Raw genomic sequence first — 18,562 nt, 5'->3', positions numbered from 1 at the left:
GTCGCGAAGTTGCGCCTTGAACAGTGAAGTATTCACGGTAAATCAAAAGGTTTTACGAAATCGATGGGGCTATAGCTCAGCTGGGAGAGCGCCTGCCTTGCACGCAGGAGGTCAGCGGTTCGATCCCGCTTAGCTCCACCATTATTTCATGCTCGCTCAATACTTCTAAGTGTACTGTTTAACAGTGTGCTGAGAAGTATTTGCTCTTTAAAAATCTGGAACAAGCTGAAAATTGAAACGACACACTGTTTCCTTTCTCCGTAATAAGAAAGGATGTATCGGTGTGTTCGAGTCTCTCAAATTTTCGCAACCTCGATTGTGTCTCACGAGACATCTTCGGGTTGTGAGGTTAAGCGACTAAGCGTACACGGTGGATGCCCTGGCAGTCAGAGGCGATGAAGGACGTGCTAATCTGCGATAAGCGTCGGTAAGGTGATATGAACCGTTATAACCGACGATTTCCGAATGGGGAAACCCAGTGCAATTCGTTGCACTATCGTTAAGTGAATACATAGCTTAACGAAGCGAACCGGGGGAACTGAAACATCTAAGTACCCCGAGGAAAAGAAATCAACCGAGATTCCCCCAGTAGCGGCGAGCGAACGGGGAGCAGCCCAGAGTCTGAATCAGTTTGTGCATTAGTGGAAGCGTCTGGAAAGTCGCAGGGTACAGGGTGATACTCCCGTACACAAAAATGCACTTGCTGTGAACTCGAAGAGTAGGGCGGGACACGTGGTATCCTGTCTGAATATGGGGGGACCATCCTCCAAGGCTAAATACTCCTGACTGACCGATAGTGAACCAGTACCGTGAGGGAAAGGCGAAAAGAACCCCGGCGAGGGGAGTGAAACAGAACCTGAAACCGTGTACGTACAAGCAGTGGGAGCCTCTTTTATGGGGTGACTGCGTACCTTTTGTATAATGGGTCAGCGACTTATATTCTGTAGCAAGGTTAACCGTATAGGGGAGCCGCAGGGAAACCGAGTCTTAACTGGGCGTTAAGTTGCAGGGTATAGACCCGAAACCCGGTGATCTAGCCATGGGCAGGTTGAAGGTTGGGTAACACTAACTGGAGGACCGAACCGACTAATGTTGAAAAATTAGCGGATGACTTGTGGCTGGGGGTGAAAGGCCAATCAAACCGGGAGATAGCTGGTTCTCCCCGAAAGCTATTTAGGTAGCGCCTCGTGAACTCATCTTCGGGGGTAGAGCACTGTTTCGGCTAGGGGGCCATCCCGGCTTACCAACCCGATGCAAACTACGAATACCGAAGAATGTTATCACGGGAGACACACGGCGGGTGCTAACGTCCGTCGTGAAGAGGGAAACAACCCAGACCGCCAGCTAAGGTCCCAAAGTCATGGTTAAGTGGGAAACGATGTGGGAAGGCACAGACAGCCAGGATGTTGGCTTAGAAGCAGCCATCATTTAAAGAAAGCGTAATAGCTCACTGGTCGAGTCGGCCTGCGCGGAAGATGTAACGGGGCTAAACCATGCACCGAAGCTGCGGCAGCGACGCTTATGCGTTGTTGGGTAGGGGAGCGTTTCTGTAAGCCGTTGAAGCTGGACTGTGAGGTCTGGTGGAGGTATCAGAAGTGCGAATGCTGACATAAGTAACGATAAAGCGGGTGAAAAGCCCGCTCGCCGGAAGACCAAGGGTTCCTGTCCAACGTTAATCGGGGCAGGGTGAGTCGACCCCTAAGGCGAGGCCGAAAGGCGTAGTCGATGGGAAACAGGTTAATATTCCTGTACTCGGTGTTACTGCGAAGGGGGGACGGAGAAGGCTATGTTAGCCGGGCGACGGTTGTCCCGGTTTAAGCATGTAGGCGGGAAGTTTAGGTAAATCCGGACTTCTGTTAACGCTGAGGTGTGATGACGAGGCACTACGGTGCTGAAGTAACAAATGCCCTGCTTCCAGGAAAAGCCTCTAAGCATCAGGTAACATCAAATCGTACCCCAAACCGACACAGGTGGTCAGGTAGAGAATACCAAGGCGCTTGAGAGAACTCGGGTGAAGGAAACTAGGCAAAATGGTGCCGTAACTTCGGGAGAAGGCACGCTGTCGGTAGGTGAAGTCCCTTGCGGATGGAGCTGAAGGCAGTCGAAGATACCAGCTGGCTGCAACTGTTTATTAAAAACACAGCACTGTGCAAACACGAAAGTGGACGTATACGGTGTGACGCCTGCCCGGTGCCGGAAGGTTAATTGATGGGGTTATCCGTAAGGAGAAGCTCTTGATCGAAGCCCCGGTAAACGGCGGCCGTAACTATAACGGTCCTAAGGTAGCGAAATTCCTTGTCGGGTAAGTTCCGACCTGCACGAATGGCGTAATGATGGCCAGGCTGTCTCCACCCGAGACTCAGTGAAATTGAAATCGCTGTGAAGATGCAGTGTACCCGCGGCAAGACGGAAAGACCCCGTGAACCTTTACTATAGCTTGACACTGAACATTGAGCCTTGATGTGTAGGATAGGTGGGAGGCTTTGAAGCGTGGACGCCAGTCTGCGTGGAGCCAACCTTGAAATACCACCCTTTAATGTTTGATGTTCTAACGTAGACCCGTGATCCGGGTTGCGGACAGTGTCTGGTGGGTAGTTTGACTGGGGCGGTCTCCTCCTAAAGCGTAACGGAGGAGCACGAAGGTTAGCTAATCACGGTCGGACATCGTGAGGTTAGTGCAAAGGCATAAGCTAGCTTGACTGCGAGAGTGACGGCTCGAGCAGGTGCGAAAGCAGGTCTTAGTGATCCGGTGGTTCTGAATGGAAGGGCCATCGCTCAACGGATAAAAGGTACTCCGGGGATAACAGGCTGATACCGCCCAAGAGTTCATATCGACGGCGGTGTTTGGCACCTCGATGTCGGCTCATCACATCCTGGGGCTGAAGTAGGTCCCAAGGGTATGGCTGTTCGCCATTTAAAGTGGTACGCGAGCTGGGTTTAGAACGTCGTGAGACAGTTCGGTCCCTATCTGCCGTGGGCGCTGGAGAATTGAGGGGGGCTGCTCCTAGTACGAGAGGACCGGAGTGGACGCATCACTGGTGTTCGGGTTGTCATGCCAATGGCATTGCCCGGTAGCTAAATGCGGAAAAGATAAGCGCTGAAAGCATCTAAGCGCGAAACTTGCCCCGAGATGAATTCTCCCTGAGACCCTGAGTCTCCTGAAGGAACGTTGAAGACTACGACGTTGATAGGCTGGGTGTGTAAGCGTAGCGATACGTTGAGCTAACCAGTACTAATGATCCGTGAGGCTTAACCTTACAACACCGAAGGTGTTTTGGTGAAGAGACAGACAATTTTCAGCTTAATTCCAAGATTTTAAGTCGATGGTTACAGGTAACACTGTGACGGTTGATGAAAACAGAATATGCCTGGCGGCAGTAGCGCGGTGGTCCCACCTGACCCCATGCCGAACTCAGAAGTGAAACGCCGTAGCGCCGATGGTAGTGTGGGGTCTCCCCATGCGAGAGTAGGGAACTGCCAGGCTCCAAATTCAGGAAGTAAACCGAAGTAAAATTCGGTAGTGACAAGAAATTCGGTGGAGCGGTAGTTCAGTCGGTTAGAATACCTGCCTGTCACGCAGGGGGTCGCGGGTTCGAGTCCCGTCCGTTCCGCCACTTATTAAAAATATTATGCCTGCTAAATTAGCGGGCTTAATAATAAGCGTTATTTAGGGGCGTAGCTCAGTTGGTAGAGCACCGGTCTCCAAAACCGGGTGTCGCGAGTTCGAGTCTCTCCGCCCCTGCCATATAATGATCCTTTGCTTCGGCAAAGGATTTTTTTTTGTCCAAATTCCCCAACCTCCCTCCAAGAAACTACAAAAGCGCATTACTGCGCCATGAGTGGTGTCTTTAATAACTCTTTGATTATGTTTTGTTTATCGCTATTTTGTAACCAGATTGCATACAGTGGACGCGAAAGCGCAGTTGTATCCGGTACCTGATAAATTCCTTCGCGATTTTTAGCCCATTCCACAGGCAAAAATGAACATCCATTGAGCTGTGGTAATAACTTACAAGCAATTTGAGCTGAGCTGGTCGTCAAAACGGGAATATCATCATTGCTGATGAGCCCCGCTTCATGCTGCTGGAAATCAGGACCCCATTCCAGACGTAAATACGTCAATCCTTCCTTAGAGTTTTGCGCAGAGGCGGAAAATAGCGCCAGGTTGAAATGTCCCAATAACTGGCTCGAAAATTCGTCCATTTTAGGTGACTCAGTTGTGATCAGCAGATCAAGCTGCCGCTCATGTAGCTGCTTCACCAACGACTGTCGTTGGGAAATACGAGCTTCAAATTGCATGTCTTTATGCTGTTGATAGAGCGTCACTAGCCACTCTGAGAGCATGCATTCCCAAAGTGATGCACTGGCACCAATCGTGAGTTCATTGTGCTGAGATGTGTGGGAAACCTCTTTCTTGGCAGCAAGCCAAATATTCATGAGATTTTCTGCATAAGGCAGTAAACGTTCACCAGCCGTAGTAAGACGAATATTATTACGATGGCGAGTAAAAAGATTTACACCGAGCTGATTCTCTAATTGCCGAATTCTGAAGCTAACGGCTGATTGTGTTAGATAAAGAGCCTCCGCAGCTCGCCCAAAATGACGAGTTCTGCTTACTTCGAGGAACGTTTTTAGTAATTCAGTATCCACGACTCACTCCCAAAAAAATTTTGTCGTTATGATTTAAATGTTTTGTTTGACGCTCTGTCAAGCGTAACTAATACTCCGCGCCATAAATAGCTCGACCAAGAGAATTAGGAGCGTGCAGGATGGCGGAAAGCTTTACGACGACTAATCGGTTTTTCGACAATAAACATTATCCGCGCGGGTTCGCTCGCCATGGTGATTTCACCATCAAAGAAGCCCAACTGTTAGAACGTCATGGTTATGCGTTCAATGAGTTGGATCTTGGCAAACGTGAACCTGGTACTGAAGAAGAAGTTCTGTTTGTTGCTGTGTGCCGTGGCGAACGTGAGCCAGTGACAGAAGCTGAGCGTGTGTGGAGCAAGTATATGACGCGAATCAAGCGTCCTAAGCGTTTCCATACTCTCTCCGGTGGAAAACCACAGGCGGACGCTGTTGAAGACTACACCGACAGTGATGATTAATTAAAAATGGGGCTAAGGCCCCATTTTTTATCCAATAAGCTGCTGTAAGTGAATCAGCAAGCGGTCGATTGCGCGATAGCTTAGCGCCTCCAAAAGATGTTCCCGCTTTATCTTCTCGCACTCCTGAATATCTGCGATCGTTCGCGCAACTTTTAATAATCGATGCCATGCGCGAACTGATAATCCCAGTTTTAACAGCGTTGCTTCCAACCAAATAGCATCACTGTGCTCAATGACACAATGTTTGCGAATCTCATGGTTATCCAGTCTAGCGTTTAGCTTTTGTTGGCGAATATATTGCCGCTGCTGTGTGGCGATTACCCGAGCTCTTACATCGCTGCTGCTTTCACTGCTCAGAACAGGATTGCTTAGCATGCCGGAAGGAGGAAGGGGGATCTCAACCGATAAATCAAAGCGGTCGAGAAAGGGGCCTGAAAGACGACTGAGGTAGCGTAATGTTTGCTCGGGAGTGCAGCGATTATGCTTTCCCTGATAATGTCCTGTCGGGCTGGGATTCATTGCTGCGAGTAATTGGAAATTTGCCGGATAACTGATTTTGGCCCGGGTACGAGAGATATGAATTTCCCCCGATTCTATAGGCTCACGTAATGCATCAAGCACACGACGTTCAAATTCCGGAAGTTCATCAAGAAACAGGACTCCGTTGTGTGCCAACGATATTTCACCGGGCAGGGGAATCGAACCTCCGCCAACCATGGCGGTCAGTGAAGCACTATGGTGAGGCGCTCTGAATGGCCGCAGACGCCACTGCTGCTGTAGCGTATGTGGATTGACCAGGCTGAGAATGGCCGCACTCTCCAATGCTTCGTTGTCGTTTAATGGAGGGAGCAGCGTTGTCAGACGGCTGACTAACATGGTTTTGCCCGTACCTGGTGGCCCAATGAGCAAGAGGTTGTGCCCACCCGCAGCTGTGATTTCCAGCGCTCGCTTCCCTTGGGACTGGCCAAAGATTTCATTGAGATCTTGTCGATGCTCAATCTGCTGATGCTGCAGTTTTTCTGGTGCAGGCAATTCACCTTTGCCTTCCAGAAATGCACATACCTCAGTGAGATGGCTCGCAGTAAGGCAACCTGCCTGCTCTATTAGGCCAAGTTCCGCAGCGTTTTCATCTGCAACAACAATCTTCTTCCCTGATTTTAAAGCCTCCATGGCAGACGAAATCGCGCCAGGGACGCCACGTAACGCACCGGTAAGCGCGAGTTCTCCAACGAACTCATATTGACTCAACTTATCGGTTGAGAGTTGCTCAGACGCTGCCAGCAGCGCTAGCGCGATGGGTAAGTCATACCTGCCACCATCTTTGGGAAGATCTGCTGGCGCGAGATTTATGGTTATTTTACGGGCTGGAAAAGTGTAACCACTATTTATGATGGCACTTCGTACCCTGTCCCGAGCTTCACGGACGGTTGTTTCCGGCAAACCAACCAGAGTTAAGCCTGGCAATCCCTGGCTGATATGAACTTCTACGGTGACCAGTGGTGCGGCGATGCCTAAAGCTGCCCTTGTATTAACAACTGCCAGTGACATAGTTGATTCCTCTGGGATGAATTTTCATCCTGGCAGTTAGCAGAGGCCGTCAAAAGAGGTGAATTGCTATTTCTCGAAAAGCCTTCCAGACTTTCGACCGAGACATCTTATTTTGAAAACTATTCTGCGATGTGTATCGCAAAAGATTTATTTATTGAGGGAGTTTTTGGAAAAGGAATAAGAGTTTGCTCTGCGTGAAATATTTTCACTATCGTGTTATCTGCTGAAAACAAATAGGTTTTCTGTCAGTTTATTTTTAAGGTCTTTCGCAAACCATAAAAAAATCTTGTGCATCTGGTTGAGCCTGTGATAACTCTGTAGGCATTACTTCGAACAAGTTGTCAGAACATACAAATATGAAAGCCCTTCTACAAGTGATTAGCCTAGTCGTGATTAGCGTGGTGGTGATTATTATCCCACCGTGCGGGGCTGCACTTGGAGAAAGAAAGGCTTAAAAATCAAGCCTGAATCGAAAAGAACCCCCGCACCGAAAGGTCCGGGGGTTTTTTGTTGGGCAAAGAAATTCGGAGAGGAACAGATGATGCGTTACAGAATAAAATTCTGTTTCTCCGATAATGAGACGGGGAACTAACTATGAATGGTGCACAGTGGGTGGTACATGCGTTGCGAGCGCAAGGGGTAGAGACTGTATTCGGCTATCCGGGCGGCGCAATCATGCCAGTCTACGATGCGTTGTATGACGGTGGCGTAGAACATTTGCTCTGCCGTCACGAACAGGGCGCTGCCATGGCAGCGATTGGTTATGCTCGTTCTACTGGAAAAACAGGTGTTTGCATCGCAACTTCCGGGCCAGGCGCTACCAATTTAATCACTGGTCTTGCTGATGCGTTATTAGACTCCGTTCCAGTCGTTGCCATCACCGGACAGGTTGCAGCCCCATTTATTGGTACTGACGCTTTTCAGGAAGTCGATGTTTTAGGATTATCACTCGCCTGCACCAAACACAGTTTCCTCGTTGAATCTTTTGATGATTTACCCCGCGTTCTCGCAGAAGCTTTTGAAATAGCTAACTCTGGCCGTCCTGGCCCCGTTTTGGTGGATATTCCAAAAGACATTCAGTTAGCGCAAGGCGACCTGGAGCCCTGGTTATCAACAGTTGCAGATGATGTTGAAATGCCACGCGCAGAACTGAACCAGGCCTTCGAAATGATTGCCAATGCTCGCAAACCGATGCTGTATGTTGGTGGTGGCGTTGGTATGGCTCAGGCGGTTCCGGCATTGCGTGAATTCATCGCGGTCACCAACATGCCTTCAACAGTCACACTGAAAGGTTTGGGGGCGGTTCCGGCAGACCATCCGTTTTATACCGGAATGTTAGGGATGCATGGTACCAAAGCGGCAAATCTTGCCGTACAAGAGTGTGACTTGCTGATTGCAGTTGGCGCACGTTTTGACGACCGCGTAACCGGGAAACTGAATACCTTTGCCCCACACGCTGAAGTGATTCATATGGATATCGATCCGGCAGAACTGAGTAAGTTGCGCCAGGCGCATGTCGGATTACAGGGTGATTTGACTCAGTTATTGCAGGCTCTGCAACAACCTCTGGATATCACTGAGTGGCAGCAGGAAGTCGCGAACTTACGTGCCGAAAACCCGTGGCGTTACGATCATCCAGGTGAAGCTATTTTTGCTCCGTTGCTGCTCAAGCAAATCTCCGACCGTAAACCACAAGACTGCGTGGTGACCACCGATGTGGGCCAGCACCAAATGTGGACGGCTCAACATATGTCCTTTACTCGACCGGAAAACTTCATCACGTCGAGTGGGTTAGGGACGATGGGCTTTGGGTTACCGGCGGCAGTAGGGGCGCAAGTAGCCCGGCCGAACGATACGGTAATCTGTATCTCCGGTGACGGCTCCTTCATGATGAATGTTCAGGAGTTGGGCACCGTAAAACGAAAACAGCTGCCGTTGAAAATCGTTTTACTGGATAACCAACGTTTAGGGATGGTTCGCCAGTGGCAGCAGATGTTTTTCTCCGAACGTTACAGCGAAACCAACCTCTCTGATAACCCCGATTTCCTCATGCTGGCCAGCGCCTTCGGTATCCCTGGCCTTCACATTACCCGTAAAGACCAGGTCGAAGCCGCCATCGACACCATGCTCAATTGCGATGGCCCGTACATGCTTCACGTCTCAATTGATGAGTACGAAAACGTCTGGCCGTTGGTACCACCCGGTGCCAGTAACTCACAAATGCTGGAGAAATTATCATGATGCAACATCAGCTCGCAGTAACGGCCCGTTTTCGCCCGGAAACTCTGGAGCGCGTGTTACGCGTCGTGCGTCACCGCGGTTTTCAGGTGTGTTCTATGAACATGGTCACGCAGGGGAATACCGACGATATTAATATTGAATTGACCGTTGCCAGCCTGCGTCCAGTCGAATTACTGTTTAGTCAATTAAGCAAACTGGTTGACGTGGGCCGCGTCGAAATCCAGCAACAAACAACACAACAAATCCGCGCCTGAGCGTAGAAGGAAGAGAATAATGACAACGAAGAAAGCTGATTACATCTGGTTCAATGGTGAGATGACGCCGTGGGGCGAGGCAAAGGTTCATGTAATGTCTCACGCACTGCATTACGGGACATCGGTATTTGAAGGCATCCGTTGCTACGAATCTCACATTGGTCCAGTGGTGTTCCGCCATCGCGAACACATGCAGCGTCTGCGTGATTCAGCAAAAATCTATCGTTTCCCTGTATCGCAAAGCGTTGATGAGCTGATGGAAGCTTGCCGCGCCGTTATTCGCAAAAACAATCTGACCAGCGCGTACATCCGCCCGTTAGTGTTTGTTGGTGATGTCGGTATGGGCGTGAACCCGCCAGACGGATACACCACTGATGTGATCATCGCCGCCTTCCCATGGGGCGCCTACCTGGGTGCCGAAGCACTGGATCAAGGGATCGACGCGATGGTCTCCTCCTGGAACCGTGTTGCGCCAAACACCATTCCTACCGCTGCGAAAGCAGGGGGTAACTATCTTTCTTCCTTGTTGGTTGGCAGCGAAGCGCGCCGCCATGGTTATCAGGAAGGGATTGCGCTCGACGTGAACGGTTACATCTCCGAAGGTGCGGGCGAAAACCTGTTTGAAGTGAAAGATGGCATTCTGTTTACCCCTCCGTTTACCTCTTCCGCGCTGCCGGGCATTACACGCGACGCCATCATTAAACTGGCGAAAGATATGGGTATCGAAGTGCGCGAACAAGTGCTGTCTCGCGAATCACTCTACCTGGCGGATGAAGTGTTTATGTCCGGTACAGCGGCAGAAATCACGCCAGTTCGTAGCGTTGATGGTATTCAGGTGGGCGAAGGTCGTTGCGGCCCGGTCACCAAACGCATTCAACAGGCATTCTTTGGCCTGTTTACGGGTGAGACTGAAGATAAATGGGGCTGGTTAGATCCAGTAAACCCGCAGTAAAAAATGATAATCAAGCGGATGGCGATAGACCGTCCGCTCTCAGACAGACGGGAGTAAATAAGCATGCCTAAGTACCGTTCAGCCACCACCACCCATGGCCGTAATATGGCGGGTGCCCGCGCTCTGTGGCGCGCAACTGGGATGACTGATGCCGATTTCGGCAAGCCAATTATTGCGGTAGTAAACTCCTTTACCCAATTCGTACCAGGCCACGTACACCTGCGCGATTTGGGAAAACTGGTTGCCGAACAAATCGAAGCCTCCGGTGGCGTGGCTAAAGAATTCAATACCATTGCCGTTGATGACGGTATCGCCATGGGACACGGCGGCATGCTTTATTCTCTGCCGTCACGCGAGCTGATTGCCGACTCTGTGGAATACATGGTGAACGCACACTGTGCCGATGCGATGGTGTGTATCTCCAACTGCGACAAAATCACCCCAGGGATGTTAATGGCCTCTTTGCGCCTGAACATTCCGGTTATTTTTGTTTCTGGCGGCCCGATGGAAGCCGGGAAAACCAAGCTGTCTGATCAAATCATCAAACTTGATTTGGTTGACGCGATGATTCAGGGCGCCGACCCGAAGGTCAGTGACGAGCAAAGCGAGCAGATTGAACGTTCCGCATGCCCAACTTGCGGCTCTTGTTCAGGTATGTTCACCGCCAACTCGATGAACTGTCTGACCGAGGCGCTGGGCTTATCTCAGCCAGGTAACGGGTCTCTGTTGGCAACCCACTCTGACCGTAAAGATCTGTTCCTCAATGCCGGTAAACGCATAGTTTCTCTGACCAAACGCTATTACGAGCAGGATGACGAGAGCGTGCTGCCGCGTAACATCGCCTGCAAAGAAGCCTTTGAGAACGCTATGGTGCTGGACATCGCGATGGGCGGCTCAACCAATACTGTTTTGCACCTGCTGGCTGCTGCTCAGGAAGCTGAAATCGACTTCACGATGACTGATATAGACCAGCTTTCCCGTAAAGTGCCTCAACTGTGCAAAGTCGCGCCGAGCACCCAGAAATACCATATGGAAGACGTGCACCGCGCGGGTGGTGTTATCGGTATCCTTGGTGAGCTTGATCGCGGTGGTTTACTGCATCGCAACGTGAAAAACGTGCTGGGCCTGACGTTGCCGCAAACGCTGGAACAGTACGACGTCATGCTGACCAAAGACGAAAACGTGAAAAGCATGTTCTCCGCGGGCCCGGCGGGTATTCGTACTACTAAGGCGTTCTCACAATCTTGCCGTTGGGATTCTCTGGACGTAGATCGTAAAGAAGGTTGTATCCGCTCCAAAGAGCATGCGTACAGCCAGGAAGGTGGTTTGGCCGTGTTATACGGCAACTTTGCGGAAAACGGCTGTATCGTGAAAACCGCAGGCGTGGACGATGAAAGCCTGGTGTTCCGTGGCCCTGCAAAAGTCTACGAGAGCCAGGATGATGCGGTTGAAGCCATCCTGGGTGGAAAAGTTGTGGCAGGCGACGTCGTCGTCATTCGCTACGAAGGGCCAAAAGGCGGGCCGGGTATGCAAGAGATGCTCTACCCAACGACTTTCCTGAAATCTATGGGCCTCGGAAAATCTTGTGCTCTGATCACTGATGGCCGTTTCTCTGGTGGTACGTCTGGTTTGTCTATTGGCCACGTTTCTCCAGAAGCGGCAAGCGGCGGCAATATCGCACTGATTAAAGATGGCGACATGATTGCGATTGATATCCCGTCTCGTGGTATCCAACTGGAACTGTCCGAGCAACAAATGGCAGCTCGTCGTGAAGCGCAAGAAGCTCTCGGTGATCAGGCATGGACTCCACGTGCGCGTGAACGCCTGGTCTCCTTCGCTCTGCGTGCTTACGCCATGCTTGCCACCAGTGCTGATAAAGGTGCGGTGCGCGATAAAAGTAAGCTTGGAGGCTAATGATGGCCGAATCACAACCGCTACCAGACGCCCCTTGCGGGGCGGAATATCTGCGAGCCGTGCTGCGCGCTCCGGTTTACGAAGTTGCGCAGGTCACGCCATTGCAGAAGATGGAAAAGCTGTCGTCACGTCTGGATAACGTCATTCTGGTGAAACGTGAAGATCGCCAGCCGGTGCACAGTTTTAAACTGCGCGGCGCGTATTCGATGATTGCTGGACTGAATAGCGAGCAAAAAGCCAGTGGCGTGATTACGGCATCGGCGGGCAACCACGCCCAGGGCGTGGCGCTTTCTTCAACGCGTTTGGGCATTAAATCTTTAATCGTCATGCCGGTGACCACGGCGGATATCAAAGTGGATGCTGTCAGAGCGTTTGGCGGTGAAGTGCTTCTGCATGGCGCAAACTTTGATGAAGCGAAGGCTCGCGCCATCGAACTTTCGCAACAGCAGGGTTTCACTTACGTGCCTCCATTCGACCATCCGGCAGTGATTGCCGGGCAGGGCACGCTGGCGCTTGAGCTGCTGCAACAAGATGCGCATATCGATCGCGTATTTGTACCCGTTGGCGGTGGTGGTTTGGCAGCGGGTGTTGCGGTGTTGATCAAGCAGTTGATGCCACAAATCAAAGTGATTGCCGTCGAAGCAGAAGATTCAGCCTGTTTGAAAGCGGCATTGGATGCGGGCAAGCCGGTTGATCTGGCGCGTGTGGGTTTGTTTGCTGAAGGCGTAGCGGTTAAGCGCATTGGCGATGAAACTTTTCGTCTGTGCCAGGAATATCTCGACGACATCATCACCGTAGATAGCGATGCAATCTGCGCCGCTATGAAAGATTTGTTCGAAGATGTTCGTGCTGTTGCGGAGCCGTCTGGTGCTCTGGCGCTGGCGGGCATGAAGAAGTACATCCAGCAGCATCAGATCCGTGGCGAGCGCCTTGCGCATGTACTTTCAGGTGCCAATGTCAATTTCCACGGTCTGCGTTACGTGTCTGAACGTTGCGAATTGGGCGAACAGCGTGAAGCATTGCTGGCCGTCACCATTCCAGAGCAGAAAGGCAGCTTCCTGAAATTCTGCCAGGTGCTGGGTGGGCGCTCGGTCACCGAGTTTAACTATCGTTACTCCAGCTCGTCTGATGCCTGCATCTTCGTGGGGGTTCGTCTGACACGCGGCGTGGAAGAGCGACACGAGATTATCTCACTGCTGAACGAAAATGGTTACGGCGTGGTCGATCTTTCTGATGACGAGATGGCGAAACTACACGTGCGTTACATGGTGGGTGGGCGTCCGTCTAAGCCATTGCGCGAGCGGCTGTACAGTTTTGAATTCCCGGAATCACCAGGTGCTTTGCTGAAATTCCTGCAAACGCTGGGGACGCACTGGAATATCTCGCTGTTCCACTACCGTAGCCACGGTACGGATTATGGCCGTGTACTGGCGGCATTCGAACTGGGCGATAACGAGCCTGATTTCGAAACCCGGCTTAACGAGCTGGGCTACGATTGCCATGACGAATCTAACAATCCGGCGTTCCGTTTCTTCCTGGCGGGCTAGTGACTGCCGGGCAGTAACTTCCAGAACGCATGAACAAGCGGCTCATTGAGCCGCTTTTTTTGTACACAAACGCCAAGCTCGAACGGCGTGGTTTCATCACTGCGTTCCAGTATCTGCACGCGGTTGCGTACTGGCTCAGGGCTATTTTCCAGCACGATTTCGGGAATCAACGCCACGCCGCAACCCAATGCCACCATCGAAACCATTGCTTCATGTCCCGCGACAGTCGCGTAAATAAACGGATTACTGATTTTTTGGCGACGGAACCATAGCTCAATGCGGCGGCGTACCGGGCCTTGATCCGGTAAAATAAACGGAACTTTTGCCCAGTCTGGGTCAGGTAGATTTACCTGTGCACGAACCGGGCAGGGTAACGCCGGGGCGATGAGAGCCACGGACAAATTATCCAGAATGGAAAAAGCGATTCCTGGCGGCAATGTCTCAGGTTTACCTGCAATAGCGATATCAGCCTCGTCAGAATCCACTTTTTCTACGGCGTCGGCGGCATCGCCCGTGGTCAGTTTTATCTCCACGTTGGGGTGCTCCGCGCGGAATCTATCAAGAATGGGGGGTAAATGACTGTACGCGGCGGTGACGGAGCAAAAAAGATGTAGCTCCCCGGTGAGCGACGGCCCTTCCTGCCCGATGGTGTGGCGCATTTGCTGATATCGTAAAAGGGTATGTTGGGCGAACTGTTTGAGTTGTTCTCCGGCTTCCGTCAGCGTAACGGTGCGGTTATCTCGTAAAAACAAGGGTTGACCCAGATCGTCTTCAAGGCGCTGAATCTGGCGCGATAGCGTCGAGGGACTCACGTGCATCGCACGTGCGCTTCTGCCGAAATGGCGACTTTCCGCAAGATGAAGGAACGTTTTCAGATCGCGCAAATCCATGGTTATCAGCCTTTGTTTTCACGTTGCATAAATTGCAACGTCACGTTGTTAATATATCAATTTAAGCAACGCATTTCCTGTCATATAGTGAGTTCATTATCGCAAGCAAGACACGGCTGGCGAACCCTATAAAAGCACAACACAACGACTACGGAGTACCACCACGATGGCTAATTATTTCAACACTTTGAACCTGCGTCAGCAGTTGGCGCAACTGGGTAAATGTCGTTTCATGGGGCGCGATGAATTCGCCGATGAAGCAAGCTACCTCAAAGGCAAAAAAGTCGTCATCGTCGGTTGTGGCGCACAGGGCCTGAACCAAGGCCTGAACATGCGTGATTCCGGACTGGATGTAGCCTATGCGCTGCGTGCAGAAGCTATCGCTGAGAAACGCGCTTCCTGGCGTAAAGCGACAGAAAATGGTTTTAAAGTTGGGACTTACGAAGATCTGATCCCGCAAGCTGACCTGGTCGTAAACCTGACACCAGACAAACAGCACTCAGCGGTAGTTAAAGCTGTTCAGCCAATGATGAAAGATGGCGCAGCACTGGGTTACTCCCACGGTTTCAACGTGGTTGAAGTGGGCGAGCAAATTCGTAAAGACATCACCGTGGTGATGGTTGCGCCAAAATGCCCAGGTACTGAAGTTCGTGAAGAATACAAACGTGGTTTCGGCGTGCCGACGCTGATTGCGGTTCACCCAGAAAACGATCCGAAAGGCGAAGGTATGGCGATCGCCAAAGCCTGGGCTGCGGCAACCGGTGGCCACCGCGCAGGTGTTCTGGAATCTTCCTTCGTGGCTGAAGTGAAATCAGACCTGATGGGCGAGCAAACTATTCTGTGCGGTATGCTGCAGGCTGGTTCCCTGCTGTGCTTCGATAAGCTGGTGGAAGAGGGCACCGATCCGGCATACGCCGAAAAACTGATTCAGTTCGGCTGGGAAACCATCACCGAAGCGCTGAAACAAGGTGGAATTACGCTGATGATGGACCGTCTGTCCAACCCGGCAAAACTCCGTGCTTATGCGCTGTCTGAACAACTGAAAACCATCATGGCTCCGCTGTTCCAGAAACATATGGACGACATCATCTCCGGTGAATTCTCTTCCGGCATGATGGCTGACTGGGCAAATGACGATAAAAACTTGCTGACCTGGCGTGAAGAGACTGGCAAAACCGCGTTCGAAACGGCTGCACAGTTTGATGGCAAAATCGCTGAGCAAGAATATTTCGATAAAGGCGTTCTGATGATTGCCATGGTGAAAGCAGGCGTTGAGCTGGCATTCGAAACCATGGTGGATTCCGGCATCATCGAAGAGTCGGCTTACTACGAATCACTGCACGAGCTGCCGCTGATTGCCAACACCATTGCTCGTAAGCGTCTGTACGAAATGAACGTGGTTATCTCCGATACCGCTGAGTACGGCAACTATCTGTTCTCTTACGCAGCGGTTCCATTGCTGAAAGAGTTTATGACTACGCTGCAAGCGGGCGATCTGGGCAAAGAAATTCCAGCGGGTGCTGTTGATAACGCGCAATTACGTGACGTGAATGAAGCGATTCGTAGCCATGCGATTGAGAGCGTTGGTCATACACTGCGCGGATATATGAAAGATATGAAGCGCATCGCCGTTGCGGGTTAATCGAGTCGCCTGATGCCCTCTCCCACGTGGAGAGGGGGGCAAACACTAAAAGCCTTCTCATTGAGAAGGCTTTGTTATTTAGTTCCGGTACAACACTTTGATGATGTGATAACCGAACTGCGTGTGCAGCGGGCCTGTTGGCTCGAGCAGTGGGCAGGAGAACACCACTTTATCGAACGCCGGAACCATCTGGCCCTGACGGAATTCACCTAAGTGACCGCCTTTTTTGCCTGACGGGCAGGTGGAATGCTTTTTAGCCAGTTTCTCAAAGTCGCCGCCATTCTGAAGCTGCGCCAAAATTTCCTGAGCCAGTTTTTCTTCCTTAACAAGGATATGCAATGCTGCCGCGGTTTTTGCCATGATAGTACCTTGAGTCATGTTGATTACGCTCGTTATACTACCATGCTCTTTTTCTCCCCTCCTGACTTTCATTGAGTGACCTTATGCGTTTAAACCCTGGCCAACAACAAGCCGTCGAATTTGTCACTGGGCCTTGCCTGGTTCTGGCTGGCGCAGGCTCGGGCAAAACGCGTGTCATCACCAATAAAATGGCGTATTTGATCCGCGAATGCGGCTATCAGGCTCGTCATATCGCCGCCGTTACGTTTACCAATAAAGCGGCGCGTGAGATGAAAGAACGTGTCGCACAAACGCTAGGGCGCAAAGAAGCGCGCGGCTTACTGATCTCAACTTTCCATACCTTGGGGCTTGAAATCATTAAGCGTGAATACGCGGCGCTTGGGATGAAATCTAATTTCTCATTGTTTGATGACACCGACCAGACAGCCTTGCTGAAAGAGCTGACCGAAGGTTTACTCGAAGAAGATAAGACTTTATTGCAGCAACTGATCTCAACGATCTCAAACTGGAAAAATGATCTGATGTCGCCTTCTCAGGCCGCAGCGCAGGCGAAAGGAGAGCGTGACCGAATCTTCGCCCATTGCTATGGCCTCTACGATGCGCATCTGAAATCCTGCAACGTGCTGGATTTTGACGATCTGATTTTGCTGCCGACGCTGCTTTTGCAACGTAACGAAGAAGTGCGTGAACGCTGGCAAAACCGCATCCGCTATTTGCTGGTGGATGAATATCAGGATACCAACACCAGTCAGTATGAATTAGTGAAGCTGTTGGTGGGTGCACGCGCACGATTCACTGTGGTAGGGGATGATGATCAGTCGATCTATTCCTGGCGTGGCGCAAGGCCACAAAACCTCGTCCTGCTAAGTCAGGATTTCCCGGCACTTCAGGTTATTAAACTTGAACAGAACTACCGTTCCTCCGGGCGTATTCTGAAGGCGGCGAACATTCTGATCGCCAATAATCCCCATGTTTTTGAAAAACGGCTTTTTTCGGAGTTGGGTTACGGCACTGAATTGAAAGTGGTGACGGCAAATAGCGAAGATCATGAGGCTGAGCGGGTAACTGGCGAGCTAATAGCTCATCATTTTATCAATAAAACCAGCTACAAAGATTACGCTATTCTCTATCGCGGGAATTTCCAGTCGCGCGTGTTTGAGAAGATGCTGATGCAGAACCGCATTCCTTATCGCATTTCAGGCGGAACATCATTTTTCTCCCGACCAGAAATCAAAGACCTGCTGGCTTATTTGCGTGTACTGACCAACCCGGATGATGACAGCGCATTCATGCGTATTGTGAATACACCGAAGCGAGAAATCGGACCGGCTACGCTGCAAAAACTGGGTGCATGGGCGATGCAGCGTAATAAAGGTTTGTTTGGTGCCAGCTTCGACATGGGGCTGAGTCAGACGCTAAGCGGCCGTGGTCTGGAGTCGTTACAGCGTTTTACCCATTGGTTACGCGATGTGGCAACTCTTGCTGAGCGTGAGCCGATTGCGGCGGTACGCGATTTAATTCATGGCATTGATTATGAAAGCTGGCTCTACGAAACATCGCCTAGCCAGAAAGCGGCAGAAATGCGTATGAAAAACGTCAACCAACTGTTTAGTTGGATGACCGAAATGCTTGAAGGATCGGAAATAGACGAGCCGATGACACTAACTCAAGTCGTCACCCGTTTTACCCTGCGCGATATGATGGAACGCGGAGAAAACGATGAAGAAGCCGATCAGGTTCAGTTGATGACTCTTCATGCCTCAAAAGGGCTGGAGTTCCCCTATGTATTTTTAGTGGGGATGGAAGAAGGGTTGCTGCCGCATCAAAGCAGTATTGATGAAGATAATATCGAAGAAGAGCGTCGCCTCGCGTATGTGGGGATTACTCGTGCGCAGAAAGAATTGACCTTTACGCTGTGTAAAGAACGCCGTCAGTATGGCGAACTGATACGTCCGGAGCCGAGTCGTTTCTTGCTGGAATTACCGCAAGATGATTTGCAGTGGGAGACCGAACGCAAGGTGGTATCGGCTGAAGAGCGGATGCATAAAGGCCAGAATAATGTTGCCAACATCCGTGAAATGCTGGCAAAAGCACGTAAAAACTGAG

Annotated in this window: 13 protein-coding genes, 3 tRNA genes and 2 rRNA genes; 14 read left to right on the top strand and 4 right to left on the bottom strand. The window is 51.0% G+C overall.

What is annotated here, in order from left to right:
- Nucleotides 1-65: 65 nt before the first annotated feature.
- From OH773_RS20870 to OH773_RS20850, 5 genes are all read left to right on the top strand, one after another.
- Nucleotides 66-141: transfer RNA gene (locus OH773_RS20870), tRNA-Ala, on the top strand.
- Nucleotides 142-347: 206 nt separating this feature from the next.
- A 23S ribosomal RNA gene (locus tag OH773_RS20865) occupies nt 348-3,257 on the top strand.
- Between the two features lie 110 nt (nt 3,258-3,367).
- Nucleotides 3,368-3,483, top strand: a 5S ribosomal RNA gene (rrf, locus tag OH773_RS20860).
- Between the two features lie 54 nt (nt 3,484-3,537).
- Nucleotides 3,538-3,614: transfer RNA gene (locus tag OH773_RS20855), tRNA-Asp, on the top strand.
- 55 nt (nt 3,615-3,669) lie between these two features.
- Nucleotides 3,670-3,745 (top strand) — tRNA-Trp (locus OH773_RS20850).
- Nucleotides 3,746-3,825: 80 nt separating this feature from the next.
- Here the strand turns inward: OH773_RS20850 and hdfR are convergent.
- On the bottom strand, nt 3,826-4,650 hold the full coding sequence (gene hdfR / locus OH773_RS20845) for an HTH-type transcriptional regulator HdfR (protein WP_270141566.1): 825 nt from the start codon (nt 4,648-4,650) through the stop codon (nt 3,826-3,828).
- 119 nt (nt 4,651-4,769) lie between these two features.
- Between hdfR and OH773_RS20840 the strand changes: the two genes are divergently transcribed.
- Complete coding sequence (locus tag OH773_RS20840) at nt 4,770-5,108, top strand: DUF413 domain-containing protein (protein WP_064541626.1); 339 nt, start codon at nt 4,770-4,772, stop codon at nt 5,106-5,108.
- 27 nt (nt 5,109-5,135) lie between these two features.
- On the opposite strand, the gene OH773_RS20835 is transcribed toward OH773_RS20840, so the two are convergent.
- Complete coding sequence (locus OH773_RS20835; protein WP_270141561.1) at nt 5,136-6,656, bottom strand: YifB family Mg chelatase-like AAA ATPase; 1,521 nt, start codon at nt 6,654-6,656, stop codon at nt 5,136-5,138.
- A gap of 356 nt (nt 6,657-7,012) precedes the next feature.
- Here OH773_RS20835 and ilvL point away from each other — a divergent pair, with 356 nt between their 5' ends.
- From ilvL to ilvA, 6 genes are all read left to right on the top strand, one after another.
- The gene (ilvL, locus tag OH773_RS20830) at nt 7,013-7,111 is read left to right on the top strand and encodes an ilv operon leader peptide (RefSeq protein ID WP_072009493.1); all 99 of its coding nucleotides are present in this window, start codon (nt 7,013-7,015) and stop codon (nt 7,109-7,111) included.
- 139 nt (nt 7,112-7,250) lie between these two features.
- Entirely contained in the window at nt 7,251-8,897 is a 1,647-nt protein-coding gene (ilvG, locus tag OH773_RS20825; protein WP_270141557.1) for an acetolactate synthase 2 catalytic subunit, read from the top strand.
- Complete coding sequence (ilvM, locus tag OH773_RS20820) at nt 8,894-9,151, top strand: acetolactate synthase 2 small subunit (protein ID WP_120066180.1); 258 nt, start codon at nt 8,894-8,896, stop codon at nt 9,149-9,151. The genes ilvG and ilvM overlap by 4 nt, the downstream gene beginning before the upstream one ends.
- 19 nt (nt 9,152-9,170) lie before the next feature.
- The gene (locus OH773_RS20815) at nt 9,171-10,103 is read left to right on the top strand and encodes a branched-chain amino acid transaminase (protein ID WP_183273073.1); all 933 of its coding nucleotides are present in this window, start codon (nt 9,171-9,173) and stop codon (nt 10,101-10,103) included.
- Nucleotides 10,104-10,166: 63 nt separating this feature from the next.
- Nucleotides 10,167-12,017 carry a dihydroxy-acid dehydratase gene (ilvD, locus tag OH773_RS20810; RefSeq protein ID WP_270141552.1) on the top strand — a complete coding sequence of 617 codons (1,851 nt, stop codon included), beginning with the start codon at nt 10,167-10,169 and terminating at the stop codon, nt 12,015-12,017.
- Between the two features lie 2 nt (nt 12,018-12,019).
- The gene (ilvA, locus tag OH773_RS20805) at nt 12,020-13,564 is read left to right on the top strand and encodes a threonine ammonia-lyase, biosynthetic (RefSeq protein ID WP_270145992.1); all 1,545 of its coding nucleotides are present in this window, start codon (nt 12,020-12,022) and stop codon (nt 13,562-13,564) included.
- Here ilvA and ilvY read toward each other — a convergent pair.
- Entirely contained in the window at nt 13,561-14,454 is an 894-nt protein-coding gene (gene ilvY / locus OH773_RS20800; RefSeq protein ID WP_270141550.1) for an HTH-type transcriptional activator IlvY, read from the bottom strand. The two genes, ilvA and ilvY, sit on opposite strands and share 4 nt — an antisense overlap.
- A gap of 166 nt (nt 14,455-14,620) precedes the next feature.
- On the opposite strand from ilvY, the gene ilvC reads away from it, so the two are divergent.
- Entirely contained in the window at nt 14,621-16,096 is a 1,476-nt protein-coding gene (gene ilvC, locus OH773_RS20795) for a ketol-acid reductoisomerase (RefSeq protein ID WP_270141548.1), read from the top strand.
- Between the two features lie 78 nt (nt 16,097-16,174).
- On the opposite strand, the gene ppiC is transcribed toward ilvC, so the two are convergent.
- Entirely contained in the window at nt 16,175-16,456 is a 282-nt protein-coding gene (gene ppiC / locus OH773_RS20790; RefSeq protein ID WP_139883115.1) for a peptidylprolyl isomerase PpiC, read from the bottom strand.
- An 83-nt stretch (nt 16,457-16,539) separates the two neighbouring features.
- Between ppiC and rep the strand changes: the two genes are divergently transcribed.
- Complete coding sequence (gene rep / locus OH773_RS20785; protein WP_270141544.1) at nt 16,540-18,561, top strand: DNA helicase Rep; 2,022 nt, start codon at nt 16,540-16,542, stop codon at nt 18,559-18,561.
- The last annotated feature ends 1 nt before the right edge of the window (nt 18,562 follow it).

This window comes from Buttiauxella sp. WJP83, from assembly GCF_027594725.1.
In the GTDB taxonomy this organism is placed as follows: Bacteria; Pseudomonadota; Gammaproteobacteria; order Enterobacterales; family Enterobacteriaceae; genus Buttiauxella; species Buttiauxella selenatireducens.
Note: the sequence above shows the minus strand (reverse complement) of the source record. Positions and strands in the feature narration are given on the sequence as shown.

Bases quoted from the DNA above. Each gene is read 5' to 3' on its own strand.
- ilvG (WP_270141557.1), top strand. From the start codon at position 7,251: ATGAATGGTGCACAGTGGGTGGTACATGCGTTGCGAGCGCAAGGGGTA.
- OH773_RS20835 (WP_270141561.1), bottom strand. From the start codon at position 6,656: ATGTCACTGGCAGTTGTTAATACAAGGGCAGCTTTAGGCATCGCCGCA.
- ilvA (WP_270145992.1), top strand. From the start codon at position 12,020: ATGGCCGAATCACAACCGCTACCAGACGCCCCTTGCGGGGCGGAATAT.
- OH773_RS20815 (WP_183273073.1), top strand. From the start codon at position 9,171: ATGACAACGAAGAAAGCTGATTACATCTGGTTCAATGGTGAGATGACG.
- ilvY (WP_270141550.1), bottom strand. From the start codon at position 14,454: ATGGATTTGCGCGATCTGAAAACGTTCCTTCATCTTGCGGAAAGTCGC.
- rep (WP_270141544.1), top strand. From the start codon at position 16,540: ATGCGTTTAAACCCTGGCCAACAACAAGCCGTCGAATTTGTCACTGGG.
- OH773_RS20840 (WP_064541626.1), top strand. From the start codon at position 4,770: ATGGCGGAAAGCTTTACGACGACTAATCGGTTTTTCGACAATAAACAT.
- ilvL (WP_072009493.1), top strand. From the start codon at position 7,013: ATGAAAGCCCTTCTACAAGTGATTAGCCTAGTCGTGATTAGCGTGGTG.
- ilvM (WP_120066180.1), top strand. From the start codon at position 8,894: ATGATGCAACATCAGCTCGCAGTAACGGCCCGTTTTCGCCCGGAAACT.
- ilvC (WP_270141548.1), top strand. From the start codon at position 14,621: ATGGCTAATTATTTCAACACTTTGAACCTGCGTCAGCAGTTGGCGCAA.
- ppiC (WP_139883115.1), bottom strand. From the start codon at position 16,456: ATGGCAAAAACCGCGGCAGCATTGCATATCCTTGTTAAGGAAGAAAAA.
- ilvD (WP_270141552.1), top strand. From the start codon at position 10,167: ATGCCTAAGTACCGTTCAGCCACCACCACCCATGGCCGTAATATGGCG.